Below are 16,669 nucleotides of genomic sequence, written 5' to 3'. Positions count from 1 at the left end.
ACAGGTGATGTAAGAGGCGGTTTGGTTTTTTCAATTCGTGTTATCTGGACATTAAACTGAGTCGTTTTGATTTCTTCTGGGATAGAAGTAGTCCAATAAATATCAATGTTAGTGCAGTATAGGTGGAAGAGTTTATTGGCTCTCCCAGCAAAATTACACTGATGATCATGCCAAATACAGGCACAAGATAGTTATTGAACGAAGTGAAAGTCGCTCCTACTTGCGCCAGCAAGTTGTAGAGTAAGAAGTAGGCAAAACAGGTACAGGCCAGCGCCAAAACCAATAGTGCGGAAAGAGAGCGAACGTTAAAAGTGAAGGTGCTGACGTCATCAACCAGTAGCGCAATCGGCAAAGAGAACACCGCAGAGCAAATTAAAATACCAGCCGCATTTGCGAGAGGGTGATATTGGGTAATTTTACTTCTGCGAGCGTAAACAGCCGATAAACCATAACAGCAAGCCGCAAAGATAACCGCCAGTTGTGCCAAAATATGCGCGCCAAAACCTTGCAGAGCATCGACACCGATCAGCACCACCACACCGCCGCCGCCGAGCACTACACCCAGTAGTTTATTCAACGACATTTTCTCATCATCCGTTAGGTAATGAGCAAAGATTAAGGTCGCGAGAGGAATTAACCCCATGAGCACAGAAGCCAACGCGGCATCTATGTATTGCTCTCCCCAGGTAATCAAAAAGAATGGAACAATATTGCCGATAACCGCCACGACAGCATAGTGCTTCCAGACCTTTAACTTAGCCGGAATACGCAATTTAAAAGCCCAGATAAACAGGGACATAGCGATGGCAGATAGAGTTAAACGCATAGCAACCGTCAATATGGGAGAGTAGCTTTCTAGAGCTATCTTAAGGAAAGGGAACGAACTTCCCCAAATCGCCGCTAGAAATAGAAGCATCAGATAGTGCTTTGCATGAACCTGCATCTTATTAATCCGTTAATTCACTTATAAAGAGCGTACTGCTCGTGAGGCTTGTCACGCCAAAGACTCTGTGTCTTCGTGTTCACAATAACCATATCTAAACAAATTGACAACATGTTAAAAGTCATTACGATTTTGAAGACATACAGCGCGTAAAGAACGAATCTGACGAGTTTTTGAGATAGGGAAAATCTGTAATGAAGTTGGAACTGACAAGAGTAAATGACCAATGAAGGTAGAGGTTTGTCGGGTTTCCGAAACAAGTGTAATTATCTATTTTGGTCATTCGATTGATTTGCAGTTGATAGAGCGAATTGCTGCGTTTAGTCAAATGGTGCAGGAAAGATATCAAGGCAAAATCTATGAAGTGGTTCCTTCATACACCACGCTGTTGATCGAATACCATCCTCTGAAAGTCGATGTTCAAGAGTTGACCAAGTGGTGTCAAAGGCAAGCGGACAAAATCGCCAACAGCGATATCTTGTCATCGAAGTCCAAAATAGTGACTTTTCCCGTTTACTATCACCCCGAAGTTGCGCCGGATTTGCAGGATTTAGCTGAGGAAAAGCAGTTAAGTGTTGAGCAAGTCATACAACTTCACAGTCAGAGAGAATATACCGTCTGCGCAATAGGTTTCGCGCCGGGCTTTGCTTTTCTGGGAAAGGTTGACGCGCAAATTGCCACGCCACGCCATGCAAAACCGCGTTTGAAAGTAGCGAAAGGCAGTGTAGGAATTGCAGATCAACAAACGGCCATTTACCCTCAAGAAACACCGGGTGGCTGGAAGATTATTGGTAATTGTCCAGTTGAGTTGTTCAATATCAACAGCGAACCAATGATGCCATTTGAAGTGGGGGATAAAGTGCGTTTCGAACCTATTTCAAGGGAGAAGTTTTTGGATCTTGGAGGTGTTGTATGAGCGGTTTGCAAGTTATGTCGTCAGGCATGTTAAGTCTTATTCAGGATTTAGGCCGATACGGTGTGGCTCGTCATGGGTTAAGCGCTGGTGGGCCGGCAGATCTTCATTCGCACTGTTGGGCTAATCAATTGCTGGATAACCCAAGCAATGCTTCTGTGTTAGAAATCACCATGGGCAACGTCTCATTTTTAGCGCTCGATGACATTCTCATGTCACTCACAGGAGCTGACACCAATCCGCACGTCGATGGGGAGCCTATGGCTACTTGGCGAAGCTTTTTGCTGCGTAAAGGACAGACACTCAAGCTTGGTTATGCAAAAACGGGTTTTCGTTGTTATTTAGCGGTTGCTGGCGGCTTTGATACGCCGAAGGTTTTTGGAAGTAGTGCAACTGTAGTGCGTAATCAATTGGGTGGAGTAGGTGACGAGCCGGGTAGAGCACTACAAAAAGGCGACCTATTACCCGCTTCTCGCTCGTATACAAATGGTGACAAGCCATTTAACTGGGTACCAAGGCTTTTTATTCCCAAATACTCCGATGAAGTGAGTTTGTCCGTGATTGAATCTTATCAGTCACACCTTTTTAGTCGCCAAGCTAAGCGGACGTTTTACGCCAATCGCTATCAGATAAGCGATAAATCGGACCGAATGGGTATTCGGTTACAAGGCGAGCCCGTTCAAATGGATTTAAGCGGCGTAATATCAGAAGGTATAACCTACGGTTCCATCCAGTTTCCTTCTAACGGTCAGCCGATCATTTTGCTCAATGACCGCCAGACTCTTGGGGGATATCCAAAGATTGGTTGCGTGTCGAGAATGAGCTTAATGAAACTCGCTCAGGCGCGACCGGGCAGTACGATTCATTTCTATCGCGGTGATATTGAGCTTGAAACAAAGGCATATGGCGAGTTTATGCGTTTCTTTTCTCTGTAGCCTAAAAGTATTACCTGCATCCTCTATTCTACATTGGTGGCTTTGACATCAAAGCCATTCAGCTATGCTATATTTTCCCTTGTTTATCAGCGATATTGTGCTTTGGATAGACTCAATAAATTAATCAAGTGTTAAATAAATGTTACAGCTGGCATATGACTGCTGATACATATTTAGTCGTAATTACTTGCAGCCTTAAAAAATTAGAACTAGACGTTTATAGGTACAGAATTAAGAAACCGCACACCGGTTCATAAACTAAAGGCTTTAAAATCATGTCAGATGGTCGCTTCGTCTTTGCAGATGACTCAAGTAGTTCTTTATCTATAAATGCTATTGAGTACGACATTCAACCTAGTTGGAAAGTACTCACGGTTGATGATGATCATGGTTATCAACAGTCACTTATCTATAGTTTGAATGACTTAGAGGTCAACGGTCGCCCCGTTGAAGTCCTTTCCGCTAGTTCAGCAACTGAAGCCGCGTACGTATTAAGCCAGCACAATGACATTGCTCTTGTGCTGCTTGACGTGGTGATGGAACAAGATGACGCAGGGCTTCGTCTCGTCGAGACGATTCGTAATGTTCAGGGCAACTCACTCATACGTATTATTCTGCTCACTGGGCAGCCGGGCTTTGCTCCGCGCAAAGATGTTATGTTGCAGTACGATATCAATGAGTACTGGAATAAATCTGAAGTTGACCATGAGACGTTAAAGTCGATTGCGGCTGCCAATTTTCGCTCTTGGCAGTCTATGCATGAACTGGATAAGGCGAGAATGGGGCTTCAACTGGTGGTTGATGCATCTCGCAATATTGCCAGTAAATACGATACCAACACCTTCATTCAGGTCGTTATCAAAGAGATTGTCGGGTTATTTGGTGGTTTCGGTGACCCCATTCTTTGTGTGTTACGGATGGATAAGGATAACACTATCGATAATGCACCGATCGTTGCTTCATATGGAATACCTGATGTTGAACAAGGCGATATACTGCCAGATAAACTAAAGATAGAGTTTGAAGAGCTTATCCGAGAGTCTATCGCCCATCAAAATCATAAATTTAGAAGTAATCTATCCGTTCTGTATTTCTCTGGTGACAACCACGGCAGCTATAACTATCTCGTATTAGCTGAAAGTAAAAAGTGCTTAAGTGACTATCATATTCGCTTACTACAAGTATTCAGTGAAAATATCAGTTCTGGCTTTATGCAAATTGCGTTGGTGAATCAACTCTCTAAATTGGCGTATCAAGATGTTGACTTAGACGTGAAGAACCGTAACTGGTTATTGCGCGAACTCGAAATGATGAACCGAGATGATATGGCTCAGTTGGAGATGCTGGTTGTAGAGTTGGATGACTATGACACCCATGCTATCTCGTTTAATCAACAAGCGCTCCTGGAGCTCGTGAGCTCTGTTTGCCAGTGTTTGAATGAAACGTTCCATGAGTCGGCTGTCGTTACTCGTGTGGGGTCCGATCGTTTTGCGATTTTGTATAACAAGAGTTTCGCTTTGTCAGACGATGAACTGGTCACTCTTTCGAGTGTTTCGCACAGCGTAGGCGATTATCAGGTTCGTTGTACGCTGACTTTTGCAAGAGTCGAGCTGAGTCAACTGTCAGACTATCCCGCTCAACAAATTCTTCATATGGCGAGAAGCTTATTGTGCTGTGCAAGAGAAAATAAAATTAAAATCATGGTTTACGAGCCTTCATACCGTGAAAGTCTGATGCGCGATTATCAGATACTCGGGGACTTAAAAGCAGCAATCGAAAGCGATGAGTTTTATGTCGTTCTACAACCGAAGTGTGACCTCAAAACTGGGCGTGCGGTGGGTTTGGAAGCACTGCTGCGCTGGAAGAAACAAGAAACTACTATTCCTCCAAATATTTTTATTCCTGTTGCTGAAAGAAGCGGTCTGATCAATAAGTTGGATGCGATTGCAGCTAAGCTAACGTTTCAAGCACTTCATCAGCTAGAAGATGCCGGTATTAATCTGCCGACCTCAATTAACGCGACGGTGAAAGATCTGACCGATCCAGAATATATCGGCTTACTGCTGGATTTAGTGCGTGGAGAAAATCTGAATCCCGATTTAATTGAAGTGGAAATTACGGAAAGTCAGGCTATGGAGTCATATCTTGAAATTAAACCAGTGCTAGAACATTTACATCATGCAGGTATAAAAATCAGCATTGATGATTTTGGTACTGGGTACTCGTCACTTTCTCATATTTCTCAGCTTGCAGTAGATACTATAAAAATAGATATCTCATTTGTTCGACATTTGCATGAAGATATGGCGAGTCAGCAAGTGGTTGATTTGGTGATGAGTCTGGCCAGTTTGTTTGATTTCTCTGTGGTAGCGGAGGGAGTAGAGACAGATGTTCAGCGCGATGCCTTGATAGAAAGAGGCTGCACGCTTGGGCAAGGGTATTTGTATGCTCGACCTATGGTCGTTGATGAGTTGTTGGATTGGCTTAAACAAAACGAATCTGATTGTAGCGAATGAAAGTAAAAAAATTAGAGCAGTCAGCGCGACGAAATATCTTAGTGTTGTTGTTGTTTGGCTTAGTAATTTGTGGGCTGCTAGGTGGTTTACTGTATCGCAACGACATCAATAATCGTTTGGATTCGGTGGCAATTGAACAGCAACGAAAAATTGCACAGGCGGAAGTTCTGTGGGGGCAAAATATAGGTGACATAAGAAATACCATTCGGATTCTATTTCGTTCACCAGCTTTTACTTATGCTCTTGCCTCGAAAACGCCACCAAACAGTGACCTGATCAAACGTATTTTCACCTCTTTCGTAGAAAGTGTTGACCCACTTATGCAGGTTCGTTGGCTCGATGAAAATGGAATCGAAAAGGTTAGGGTGGATATCAAAAATGGCAAAGTGATTGTCGCTGAGGAGAATGTACTGCAGGACAAAAGCCGCCGTTACTATGTCGAGCAAGGAATGAAGGCAGGCGACGGGAAGATATATCTCTCAAATGTTGACCTAAACGTCGAAAACGGAAAGATCGAAGTACCTTTCCGACCTACGATCAGGGCAACCATTAAAACTGGACCAACTCACGGTCTTCACACGGGTCTATTAGTTCTTAATTATGATGTCGGTGGCTTGCTTGAAGTTATTCGTTCTTTTGACTCGGACAGAGTGAACCTGCAACTCATCGATACTGACGGCTACTGGTTGAAGAACGTTGACCCTAAACTGGAATGGGGGCGTGATCTCAAAGAAACGACTCACAGTATTGCAGCCCATAATCCAGACATTTGGTCTCAAATAAACAGACAAAAGTCCTTCAGTCGTTTCAATCACTCTTTGGGCTTTGCCAGTTACGAATGTAGTAATTTAACGGGTAACCTTTTATCCGAAGACATCGTTCGCAGCCCATCATTATGTTTTGTCGCCACTACATCGGTTTCTGTATTGAACAAGTTGAAGATTGATGCACTGATACCCTCGCTTGCACTCTGCGCAACCATTGTTTTGTTTGGGATTTTTATACTCAAACGAGAATGGAACCTAAAAATGGAGCTGATTAGGCTTTATCGAGTGCAGGAAAGAGACAAGAAGCAAATCGAAGAGTCTGCTTCATACAATCGAAACTTACTAAATCAGCAACAGCTATTGCAAAATGACCTAGTGGAGTCTCGCAAACTTTCGGCGTTAGGCATGATGGTTGCTGGTGTTGCCCATGAACTTAATACGCCGATTGGTACTGCAATATTAGCGGCATCACGGCTTAGGGCTGAACATAAGCGATTAACACAAGCGGTCGAGGAAGGGTTGAGCAGAAGTGCTTTAGACCAATATTTAATCTCGACGGAAACTGGCTTGGAGCTCGTGGAAAACAGCCAGAAAAAAGCCGCAACACTCATTCGGAGCTTTAAACGTTTGGCGATAGATAGAGTAAGCGAAGATGTGATTTCATATCGTTTGGATGTGGTTGTTGGCGATTTGCTAGCCACTTTGTCACCGCGCTTCAAAGAGAGCCAAATTGAATATGACATTCAGGTTGATCCGATTGAGATGGTTGGGCGACCGGGGAGTGTCTCTCATGTTCTGCAAAACTTGCTGGTAAATGCTATGCAGCATGCTTTCAAAAAGGAAATTGGCGGTAAGATTTCGGTAAGCGCAAAGTTATGCAGTAACGAGCGTGAAGTTGAAATTTGCGTCTCGGACAACGGTAAAGGCATCGCTCCAGACGTATTGTCCAATCTTTTTGACCCATTTGTTACCACTAATCGAGCGGAAGGTAATACCGGCTTGGGTATGCATTTCGTCCATCAATGGGTAACGAGTTCTCTCAATGGTTCAATTAAAGTGGAATCTGAGCTGCAAAAAGGTACAACGTTTATTATCAAGCTACCGAAACACTACAAAGAAGAACAAGAGGCGAATCCGGCAAGCAGTTAAAAGCAGATAAAAAAGCAGAACTCGCCTTCGCTTGTACTGCTCTTTTACGCCTAATACTTAACCCTTTTTCTTACAGAGTTGAAGTTGAGATTGATTACTGCAAACTTGGTTTTTGACTCTTTGTCACTAAATAGATGCCGCTACATACCAGTATGAGTGCGACCATGTTTTTCCATTCTAAAATTGTTTCGCCCAGAAATAGGGAAGACAAACTGCTACCAAAAACAGGGATCAGGAAGTTAAAAATGGTCACCATGCTCACAGGGTTATGCTTTAGCAATACGCTCCACAGCGCAAACGCCGCAGAAGACAAACAAGCTAGATAGATCAGTAGTGACAGGCTGGCAAAATCAAAGTCGCCAGAGTGACCACCGAATAGATAGCCCACACACAATAACGCCAATCCACCGATAGCCAATTGCCATGCCGTCATAACCATAGCATCAATGCCTTGAGAGATTTTCTTACCGTAAATTGAAGCCGCGGCGAGAATGAACGCTGCAAAAATCACAGAACCTTCTCCCAATAAGCTGAACTGAAAATCGAGCAGTGATTGGTTGAAGTTGACAATGAACACACCTAAGAAGCCGACTGTACAGCCAATCGCTTTTCTTTGTGTTAAGCGGTCATTGTGATAGATGAAGTGCGCCAGTAATACGCTAAAGAACGTGCCTGTCGCGTTCAAAATGGACGCTTTTACACCGGTAGCAAACGCCACTCCCAAATAGAAGAAGATGTACTGCAAGCTGGTCTGAGTCAGACCTAGTACAACAATCTGACGGACTTTGGTTGTGGTGATGGTTCCAGTGTGACGTCTAAACAATACCGACAGAATAATCAGGAAAATCCCCGCCAACAGAAAGCGTTGCCCCGCAAACACCATTTGTGATGCAACATCGTGTGCTTCGATGTTCAGCAGAGCATAGCCAGTTTTAATGGCTGGATAAGCGCTACCCCATAACACAGTACAGAGTATAGCTATGGCATATACGACCATTGGTCGCGAGAAAAAATGGGTTGATTGCGATGGCATATGGCAGGTTACCTAAAGGCTATAAAAATCAAAAGTTTGTTTTTGAAACGATAGTTTGTATTTTTTGAATAATGGATTCTATACCATATTGTGTACTTATTTAACCACTGTTGCATAAAAGATGCTCTTTTCATTTGTTAGTGGTTAATTGAGTGTCTCTTTGCATATCAATCAATGATTCCTGAGTGGGGGAATCATTTGTCTTATTTACTACTAATCAGATTTCTCCCTTATTTGCCCTCATCTATCTGCATTTTGTTTGCGTTAGCTCAAAAAATAACAGGAACAGTGTTTCAAAAGTACCTAAAGGATCACAAATCAAATATGAATGAATTTATTCAAATATAAACGAGTGTTAAATTTGCCCCATCTTAAAGGAGGGTGCTATGCACATTAATTACAACAACAATCCAAAAGACGCGAAGTCGTACGATACGGATCGTTTAAGAGAAGAATTCCTAACTGAAGAATTGTTTAAGCAAGGTGAAATCACACTTGTGTACAGCCACATCGACCGTGTAGTGGCTATGGGTATCAGCCCAAGCAATGCAGTTCTTAAACTTGAAGACTTTGTTGATAACAAAGCTTTTGGTACTGACTATTTCTTGCAACGCCGCGAATTGGGCATTGTGAACTTAGGCGAGAAAGCGGAAGTTCGTACTCAAAACGGTGTTTACGTGTTAGAACACTTGGATGCGGTATACCTAAGTAAAGGCGAGCAAGATATTGAATTCCGTGCATTGGAAGGTGATTTCGCAAAACTTTACTGTTTAAGCGCTCCTGCTCATCACACATATCCATCGCGCACTATTTTGCGTAGTGAAGCTCGCGTTGTTGAGTTGGGTTCATTAGAAACTGCTAACGATCGTGTGATTAACCAATACCTACACCCAGATGTACTGCCAACTTGCCAACTTTGCATGGGCGTTACTCATCTGAAACCAGGTAGCGTTTGGAACACTATGCCAGCTCATACTCATGAGCGTCGTATGGAAGCTTACCTATATTTCAACGTTCAACCATCTCAAGTGGTATTCCACTTTATGGGTGAACCAACAGAAACGCGTCACATCGTAGTGAGAAACCACCAACTTGTTCTATCTCCAAGCTGGTCAATTCACTCTGGTTGTGGCACTCAAAACTACAGTTTTGTGTGGGGAATGTTGGGTGAGAACCAAACATTCGACGATATGGATTTCGTTGATATGAACGAAATTCGATAACAAAAAACCTATTTGTATCCTACGGAGAAACATGATGTTTAAGAAATCTGCCCTAAAATTAGCAGCTATCGCAACAGTTGTTGGTAGCGCACTGAGCTACTCTTCAATTGCATCTGCTGCAACTGAAATCAAAGCTGCTTTCAACCAATCTGACAAGCACCCACAATACCTAGCTCTTAAAGAGTTCGGTGAGAAGCTAAACAAAGAAACTGATGGTCGTTACAAACTAAACATTTTCCCTAACGAACTATTAGGCGACCAACGTGCAGCACTTGAGCTAGTACAAAACGGCGCGATTCAAATGGCTGTTGTAGCTAACCCATTGGTTGAAAACTACGACAAAACATTTGCTGTAATCGGTATGCCTTACGTGTACACAGGTTCAGCACACCAAGAGAAAGTATTTACTTCTGGCGTACTAGATAACCTATTTGCATCTACTCAAAAATTCGGTTTTGAAGTACTAACAGCTTACACAGCTGGTGCACGTAGCATGTACACAAAAGGTAACTCTGTAGCAAACGTTGCAGACATGAAAGGTAAGAAAATCCGTGTAATGCAATCTGACACTATGATCAAGATGCTTTCTTGCATGGGTGGTACTGGTGTTCCAATGAGCCAAGGTGAAGTTTACACTGCAGTACAACAAGGCGTTCTTGATGGTGCAGAAAACAACGAAATCACTTACGCTGACCTTAAGCAATACGAAGTGGCTCCATACTTCTCTGCGACACGTCACCTAATGGTTCCAGACCTAGTTGTAGCAAGCAGCTACTTCCTATCAACTATGTCTAAAGAAGACCAAGCTACATTCAAAAAGCTAGCGAAAGAGAGCACAGTAAGCGAATTCGCACTATGGAATGCTCAAATCGAAACAGCTAAGAAAACAGCTATGGATAAAGGTGCAACTTTCGTAGAAGTTGATATCAAACCTTTCCAAGAGTCTTGCAGCGCTCTACAAAAAGACCTAATCAAGACTCCAGAGCAAAAAGATCTATTCGAAAAAGTTGCAGCACTGCAATAATTTTCACCGGTAATATGGCCGAGCGTTTGCTCGGCCTCATTAGCCTTCGGCTTTAGCCATAACAAGGTAAGATGTTATGTTAGACCATACTCCAAGTGGCTTATTTAAACTTTTTTCTGTCGTTAAACATTGGTTAGACAAGATCGTTTCTTGGTTCTGTATTTCCATTGTTACTCTAATGACTGTTCTTGTGACTTATCAAGTAGTTGTTCGTTACGTTTTCAATAGTCCAAGCGCGGTAAGTGAAGTGCTTTCTCGCTACCTGTTTATCTGGTTAGTGTTGTTTGGTAGTGCGCTTGTTTTCGGTTCAAAAGAACACATGGCTATCTCTTTTATCAAAGAGAAGTTCTCTAAAAAAACACAAATCATCGTTGAAGCGTTTATCGAACTGGCGATTGTCACTTTCGCTCTATCAATCATGATTTTCGGCGGTTACAGCAGTGCAACACGCCAAATGTGGCAGTTAGATTCTGCACTACAAATTCCAATGGGAACGATTTACGCAGCGATTCCAATCAGCGGCGCGTTAATGGTTTTCTATTTTATTTACAATGAATTGCAGCTAGTCGAGCGCTGGAAGCAATTACGTTCTTCGGCAGAGTAGGAGTTAGTCATGGACTTAGCATTAACAGCTGCCTTAATTATGTTCGCCGGTGTGGTCTTCTTCCTCGTGATAGGCGCACCGATTGCTATCGCTGTAGGTATCTCATCTTTCGGCGCAATGATGGTTATCCTGCCTGCACAAGGTGCAATGGTTACGTCAGCACAACGTATGTTCGTAGGCTTAGACTCCTTTGCTCTGCTCGCCATTCCGTTCTTTATTCTTGCTGGTAACATCATGAATAACGGCGGCATAGCGATACGGTTGATTAACTTCTCAAAGATTGTCAGTGGTTTCTTCCCTGGTTCTCTTGCTCAAACTAACGTTGTATCGAACATGCTGTTCGGTTCAATCAGTGGTTCTGGTGTTGCATCTGCGGCGGCTATCGGCGGCATCATGTCACCAATCCAAGAGAAAGAAGGTTACGACAAGCGTTTTAGTACTGCGGTAAACATCGCGTCAGCACCAACAGGTATGTTGATTCCACCAAGCAACACGTTGATCGTGTACGCAACAGTAGCAGGTAGTGTATCTATATCTGCACTGTTCATGGGTGGTTACATCCCAGGTATCCTTTGGGGTCTAGGTGTAATGCTTGTTGCTGGTGTAATGGCAAAACGTCGTGGTTACATCGCTAAACACCGTATGACGTTTAAAGAGTGTGTTCAAGTAACAGTGGATGCAATCCCAAGCTTGTCTCTGATCATCGTTGTAATTGGCGGTATCTTAGGGGGTGTGTTTACAGCAACAGAAGCCTCAGCAATCGCGGTTGTCTACTCGCTACTATTGAGCGCAATGTACCGTTCGCTAGATTTCAGAAGACTGCCAGAAATCTTCCTACAATCAGCAAAAATGACGGCAATTGTTATCTTCATGCTGGCAACTTCGTCAATCATGTCTTGGGTAATGGCGTTCACGCAAATCCCGGGAATGATTGCAGATATGCTATTAGGTTTGACGGATAACCCTATCATCATCCTATTGATCATTAACGTGATCTTGCTGTTTGTGGGTACCTTTATGGACCCAACGCCAGCAGTACTGATTTTTACACCTATCTTCCTGCCAATTTGTATGGGTTTAGGTATGGATCCAGTGCAGTTCGGTATCCTATTAGTATTCAACCTTTCACTAGGTACGATTACACCGCCAGTAGGACCGATTCTGTTTACCGGCTGTAAGGTGAGTGGTATTAGCATTGATTCAGTAATCAAAACATTGCTACCTTTCTTCTTCGTGATTTTTGCGGTACTGATGTTAGTAACTTATATTCCAGCCATCTCAATGACGCTTCCAGAAGCGATGGGTTTGATTAAGTAACTAGTATGATTTATCAAAACAACCTCAGCTTAGTCTGGGGTTGTTTTCTTTTGGCTCTGAGCGAGTGCGCTTGTTAACAAAGTGAAATTATACCCATGTCAGTTTCAAAATAGCGGGCATCGGTATGAGACAAACAAACTTCATTTCGAGTATTATCGGCTCGTTTTCACGCACATGTATTGAGTAAAAAGTAATGGAATCAGTTAAGAAAACTGAATATAGAGCGCCTGCGCTTGAAAAAGGCTTAGATATTCTGGAGCTGCTTGCTCAGCAAGATGAGCCACTCACAAAAAAGCAGATAGCGGAAAGCTTAGATAGAAGCATCAACGAAATATTTCGTATGTTATCTGTGTTAGTTGAAAAACAGTTCATTGAATATGACAGCTACACATCAACCTATGCGCTAACACTTAAGATGTTTGCGTTGTCGAACCAACATCCGCCGATAGCACAGCTTCTAAAGCGAGCAACGCCTTTGATGGAAGACATCTGTAATAAGGTGAACCAGTCTTGCCATATGTCGGCATACAGTAACGGTGAAATGGCGGTTATCGCGCGTCATGAGAGCCCGTATAAAATGGGTTTCAGCCTGAGATTGGGTTCTATCATTGATATATGTTCATCGGGTTCGGGTATCGTATTCTTGAGTTTTCTCAGTGAAGAAAAACGCCAATCGGTATTAGACAGATTGGATGCAACTCCAGAAGAAAAAGCGCATGCATTAAGCCATGTTGAAGCGACAAGAGAGCGTGGCTACTACGTGGGTGAGAGTCCTCAGATCAAAGGTGTCACCAACATCAGTGTGCCGATTTTTGGTGTGCTGGGCGATGTGTTAGCGACCATTACAATCCCATACATGACTCTGAATTCCAACACTGTTCATCACCATATTGAAGATTTAGAAAATACCAAACGCGAATTAATTGAGCTTGCTGGCAAATTGAATCAGAACTTGTCGTAAATGGTACGTTTTTATTCATTTCAAATATATGCTCGCCCTTTTTACAGTTTTGATAAAGAGGGCGACTTAGTTTTTGCGCACTTTACTGGCTGCATTTAGGGAATATCAATCAAGGAGATTTAACATATGAAAAAGCTAGCAATACTGACGTTGTTTTCTTTAGCTGTCTTTTCGACGAACTCTTTTGCTAGAGATGATATCGGATCTTATTCAATTGAAACGGCGTTGAATTCAGAAGTCGCTAAAGCGAAATTGGGTACGGACATTAAGTTTTATTTTGGTGAGCAGAAACACCCGAAAGTCCTTTCAGATTTTGGTGAATTCAAAACCAATAAAAAAACCAACGCTTTCAATAAAACCGATGAAGAAGCGTGCGACTGGGTATTTTTATCAGCCATGATTGCATTGAAGGACAGAGCGGTAAAAGAGGGTGGGAATGCCGTGATTGATATCAAATCAAACTATAAAAACAACCTAACCTCAAGCGAAGAAACTTTCCAATGTGGCGCTGGTACTATGGTTGCGGGCGTTGCTCTAACAGGTAAAGTTGTGAAGTTAAAGTAAGCACAATAAGTGGCTAAGAGCGCCTAAGTTTTCTCATTGCCTAAGGTTACAAGGCACGACATATTCGGCTTATACGCGGCTTACCGTTTGGATAATCGAAACATATGTTAGCTATTCTGAAAGTTAAATGTCGTTCGGATAAGTATCTATTCATACCCGAACGACATTGATTTCAAAGAACGGACTCTTTGAATGCTTTTAATAGGGAAGGTCGCAGTTTACTTTGCAATAACGTTCGCTACGTCTTTAACTAGTGCTGCTAATTCATCCCATTTTTCGCCATCGATGAGATCGTTTGGCACCATCCAAGTACCACCACAAGCTAAAACGGCTGGTATAGCTAGGTAGTCGTTAACGTTTTTAGGGCTTACGCCACCAGTCGGCATGAATTTAACTGGGTAAACAGCTGTTAGTGCTTTAAGCATGTTAACGCCGCCTGAAGGTTCAGCTGGGAAGAATTTAAGAGTACGTAGGCCCATTTCCATTGCTTGTTCAACAAGACTAGGGTTGTTTACGCCAGGTACAATTGTCGCACCACGTTGTTGGCAGTATTTAACCGTAGTTGGGTTGAAACCTGGGCTTACAATGAAATCAACGCCAGCGTCGATAGCTTCGTCAACTTGCGCAGTTGTTAGAACTGTACCTGCACCGATCAGCATTTCTGGGAAAGCTTCACGCATGTTTTTGATTGCTTGAACCGCAGCTTCTGTACGGAAAGTAACTTCTGCACATGGTAGGCCGTTTTCAATTAGAACTTCAGCAAGTTTTACTGCTTTGTCTGCATCTTTGATTGCGATTACAGGAACAACTTTGATTTCAGATAGTTGTTGGTTTAAATCTTTCATCTTCTCTTCCTTAAACTGTTGGCATTGCGCTATTTGGAATGATAGCACCACGGTATTGAATAACGGTTCCAGCCACTAGGTGACCAGCAGAAGCAGACTGTTCTTCGCTGCCTCCAAGAATTCGTTTCGCTAGGTACCCAGCACTGAATGAGTCACCCGCTGCTGTTGTATCAACGACGTTAGAGATCTTGTTCGCTGCGACAGTGTATTGCTCACCGCCAGTAATAACGAAACAAGCGTCGGCACCACGTTTAACCACGATCTCTTCAACGCCGAAGCCTTGAGTGCGTTCGATGGCTTGCTTCTCTTCGCTGTCGCCCCAAAGTAGCACTTCATCGTCGAACGTGAGGAAAGCAATGTCCGTGATTTTTAGGATCTCAGTGTACACTTTCTTCGCATCTTCAATAGAAGACCACAGAGCAGGGCGGAAGTTGTTATCAAAGGCAATCTTGATGCCTTTTGCTCGGCATTTAGTGAGAACTTCGATCAGCGACTTCAGGCAATCTTCAGGAAGAATCGCAACACTGATACCGCTTAGGTAAATCATTTGATGTTCGCAAAGCTGAGCTTCTAAATCTTCAAGCTGCACATCACGTAGCCAGTATTTTGCTGCCGCATCATTGCGCCAATAAAAGAAACTTCTTTCGCCATCTGCACGAGTCTGGATGGTATAGATACCCGGTAATTTCTTCTCAGACAGGAAGACCATATCGGTATTCAAGCCTTCTTGTTCCCAAGCAGATAGCATTTCAGCACTGAAAGGATCTTTACCAAGGCCTGTGACGTAAGATGTCGTTACGCCAGCAGACTGAGTAAGACGAGAAAGGTAAACAGCAGTATTTAAAGTATCACCACCAAATCCTTGTTCAACTGCACCTTCGTTTTTTCTAAGCTCGACCATGCATTCGCCAATGATCGCCACTTTCTTGATTTGGTTCATAGGAAAACTCCGTATGTATTACATGCATGGCTTTTAAGAGGGCATCGCACGTAATGAAACAAGGCGTAAAAATAAAACAACTATTCGTATGGTTATATAAAACAGCTGCTTTATAAAAAATTATAATATTTCGACCATATTTAACTGAAAAAAGCCAACCAGAGCTGGTTGGCTTCAAATCATTTATTCCCGATAAACGATTTGCATTCGATTAAGCAATAAGAGACTTAACGTAAGCTTCAATTTCTGCGTCTTGGCAGTTATTGAAGAAGCACTCTTGGAATCGAGCACCGCCAACCGCAGTTTTCACTAGCTCTTGGTCGATTGAACGTAGAGCTTCAACGATGCTGTCTTTCGCTACTGCAGATTTAACTTGGCTTAGGATGCCAGCGTTACGTTGTTGTGGTTCAGCACGCTCTTTAGGGTAGCCTTCGCCACGTGGGCCAGTGAAAGCTTTTTCGAACATGTAACGTACGTTAAGTTCGCCAGCCCAACCAAAGCCTTTCGCGAATGCTAGAGCAATAGCGTTACCGTTGTTGATTTGGTTGAATAGGAAAGCATCAGACGGCTCTAGGCAGTAACCACAAACAACACCTGGGTGTAGGTTTAGCGACATCATTGCGCCTTGACCAGTACCACAACCTGCAACTACGAAGTCAACTGCTTTAGAGTTAAGAAGGATGCTAGCCATGATACCTAGGTGGATGTAAGTCAGGTGGTGATCCGCTTCATCGCTCATACCCACGTTGAAAACATCGTGACCAAGAGGGCCCGCAACCGTGTTCAGTTCATTAAGAACCATTGCGTTTTTGCCTGCCTGGCTGTTTTCCATCATCAATGCAATTTTCATCAGAATCTCCTGCAACCGTAGTTGCTTAAATTATATAAACTGTTAGCTCGCTTCAATGAGGCTCACTAACGTTAACGTAATCAAT

15 protein-coding genes are annotated in these 16,669 nt (G+C 43.0%); 10 read left to right on the top strand and 5 right to left on the bottom strand.

Annotation, left to right across the window (positions count from 1 at the left end; all coding sequences use genetic code 11):
- Positions 1-40 precede the first annotated feature (40 nt).
- A complete protein-coding gene (locus tag HKI82_RS19735) occupies positions 41-943 on the bottom strand; it encodes a DMT family transporter (protein WP_171138948.1) in 903 nt (300 codons plus the stop codon).
- Positions 944-1,169: 226 nt separating this feature from the next.
- Here HKI82_RS19735 and pxpB point away from each other — a divergent pair, with 226 nt between their 5' ends.
- The 4 genes from pxpB to HKI82_RS19715 all read left to right on the top strand — a co-directional run bounded on the left by pxpB (position 1,170) and on the right by HKI82_RS19715 (position 7,223).
- Positions 1,170-1,859 carry a 5-oxoprolinase subunit PxpB gene (pxpB, locus tag HKI82_RS19730; RefSeq protein WP_171138947.1) on the top strand — a complete coding sequence of 230 codons (690 nt, stop codon included), beginning with the start codon at positions 1,170-1,172 and terminating at the stop codon, positions 1,857-1,859.
- Positions 1,856-2,791, top strand: coding sequence for a 5-oxoprolinase subunit C family protein (locus HKI82_RS19725; RefSeq protein WP_171138946.1), 936 nt, complete (start codon positions 1,856-1,858; stop codon positions 2,789-2,791). Before pxpB ends, HKI82_RS19725 begins: the two co-directional genes overlap by 4 nt.
- Before the next feature lie 275 nt (positions 2,792-3,066).
- Entirely contained in the window at positions 3,067-5,307 is a 2,241-nt protein-coding gene (locus HKI82_RS19720) for an EAL domain-containing protein (protein WP_102943083.1), read from the top strand.
- Complete coding sequence (locus HKI82_RS19715) at positions 5,304-7,223, top strand: sensor histidine kinase (protein ID WP_171138945.1); 1,920 nt, start codon at positions 5,304-5,306, stop codon at positions 7,221-7,223. Before HKI82_RS19720 ends, HKI82_RS19715 begins: the two co-directional genes overlap by 4 nt.
- 94 nt (positions 7,224-7,317) lie before the next feature.
- On the opposite strand, the gene HKI82_RS19710 is transcribed toward HKI82_RS19715, so the two are convergent.
- Positions 7,318-8,256, bottom strand: coding sequence for a DMT family transporter (locus HKI82_RS19710; RefSeq protein ID WP_171138944.1), 939 nt, complete (start codon positions 8,254-8,256; stop codon positions 7,318-7,320).
- Positions 8,257-8,642: 386 nt separating this feature from the next.
- Here HKI82_RS19710 and kduI point away from each other — a divergent pair, with 386 nt between their 5' ends.
- The 6 genes from kduI to HKI82_RS19680 all read left to right on the top strand — a co-directional run bounded on the left by kduI (position 8,643) and on the right by HKI82_RS19680 (position 13,949).
- Positions 8,643-9,479 (top strand): 5-dehydro-4-deoxy-D-glucuronate isomerase, encoded by an 837-nt coding sequence (kduI, locus tag HKI82_RS19705; protein WP_171138943.1) that lies wholly within the window; start codon positions 8,643-8,645, stop codon positions 9,477-9,479.
- A gap of 34 nt (positions 9,480-9,513) precedes the next feature.
- Positions 9,514-10,503 (top strand): TRAP transporter substrate-binding protein, encoded by a 990-nt coding sequence (locus tag HKI82_RS19700; RefSeq protein WP_102943079.1) that lies wholly within the window; start codon positions 9,514-9,516, stop codon positions 10,501-10,503.
- A gap of 76 nt (positions 10,504-10,579) precedes the next feature.
- Positions 10,580-11,107, top strand: a complete 528-nt coding sequence (locus tag HKI82_RS19695) for a TRAP transporter small permease (protein WP_102943078.1) — start codon at positions 10,580-10,582, stop codon at positions 11,105-11,107.
- 9 nt (positions 11,108-11,116) lie between these two features.
- Complete coding sequence (locus tag HKI82_RS19690) at positions 11,117-12,424, top strand: TRAP transporter large permease (protein WP_171138942.1); 1,308 nt, start codon at positions 11,117-11,119, stop codon at positions 12,422-12,424.
- A 193-nt stretch (positions 12,425-12,617) separates the two neighbouring features.
- The gene (locus HKI82_RS19685; protein ID WP_102943076.1) at positions 12,618-13,385 is read left to right on the top strand and encodes an IclR family transcriptional regulator; all 768 of its coding nucleotides are present in this window, start codon (positions 12,618-12,620) and stop codon (positions 13,383-13,385) included.
- 126 nt (positions 13,386-13,511) lie between these two features.
- A complete protein-coding gene (locus HKI82_RS19680) occupies positions 13,512-13,949 on the top strand; it encodes an excinuclease (protein WP_102943075.1) in 438 nt (145 codons plus the stop codon).
- Positions 13,950-14,167: 218 nt separating this feature from the next.
- On the opposite strand, the gene HKI82_RS19675 is transcribed toward HKI82_RS19680, so the two are convergent.
- From HKI82_RS19675 to HKI82_RS19665, 3 genes are all read right to left on the bottom strand, one after another.
- Entirely contained in the window at positions 14,168-14,794 is a 627-nt protein-coding gene (locus tag HKI82_RS19675; protein ID WP_171138941.1) for a bifunctional 4-hydroxy-2-oxoglutarate aldolase/2-dehydro-3-deoxy-phosphogluconate aldolase, read from the bottom strand.
- Positions 14,795-14,804: 10 nt separating this feature from the next.
- Entirely contained in the window at positions 14,805-15,734 is a 930-nt protein-coding gene (gene kdgK / locus HKI82_RS19670; RefSeq protein WP_102943073.1) for a 2-dehydro-3-deoxygluconokinase, read from the bottom strand.
- A 211-nt stretch (positions 15,735-15,945) separates the two neighbouring features.
- On the bottom strand, positions 15,946-16,584 hold the full coding sequence (locus tag HKI82_RS19665; RefSeq protein ID WP_102943072.1) for an RpiB/LacA/LacB family sugar-phosphate isomerase: 639 nt from the start codon (positions 16,582-16,584) through the stop codon (positions 15,946-15,948).
- Positions 16,585-16,669: the final 85 nt, after the last annotated feature.

The organism is Vibrio plantisponsor (genome assembly GCF_013041605.1).
Classification (GTDB): Bacteria; Pseudomonadota; Gammaproteobacteria; order Enterobacterales; family Vibrionaceae; genus Vibrio; species Vibrio plantisponsor.
The sequence above is the reverse complement of the archived record's forward strand: the minus strand, read 5'-3'. Positions and strand labels throughout refer to the sequence as shown.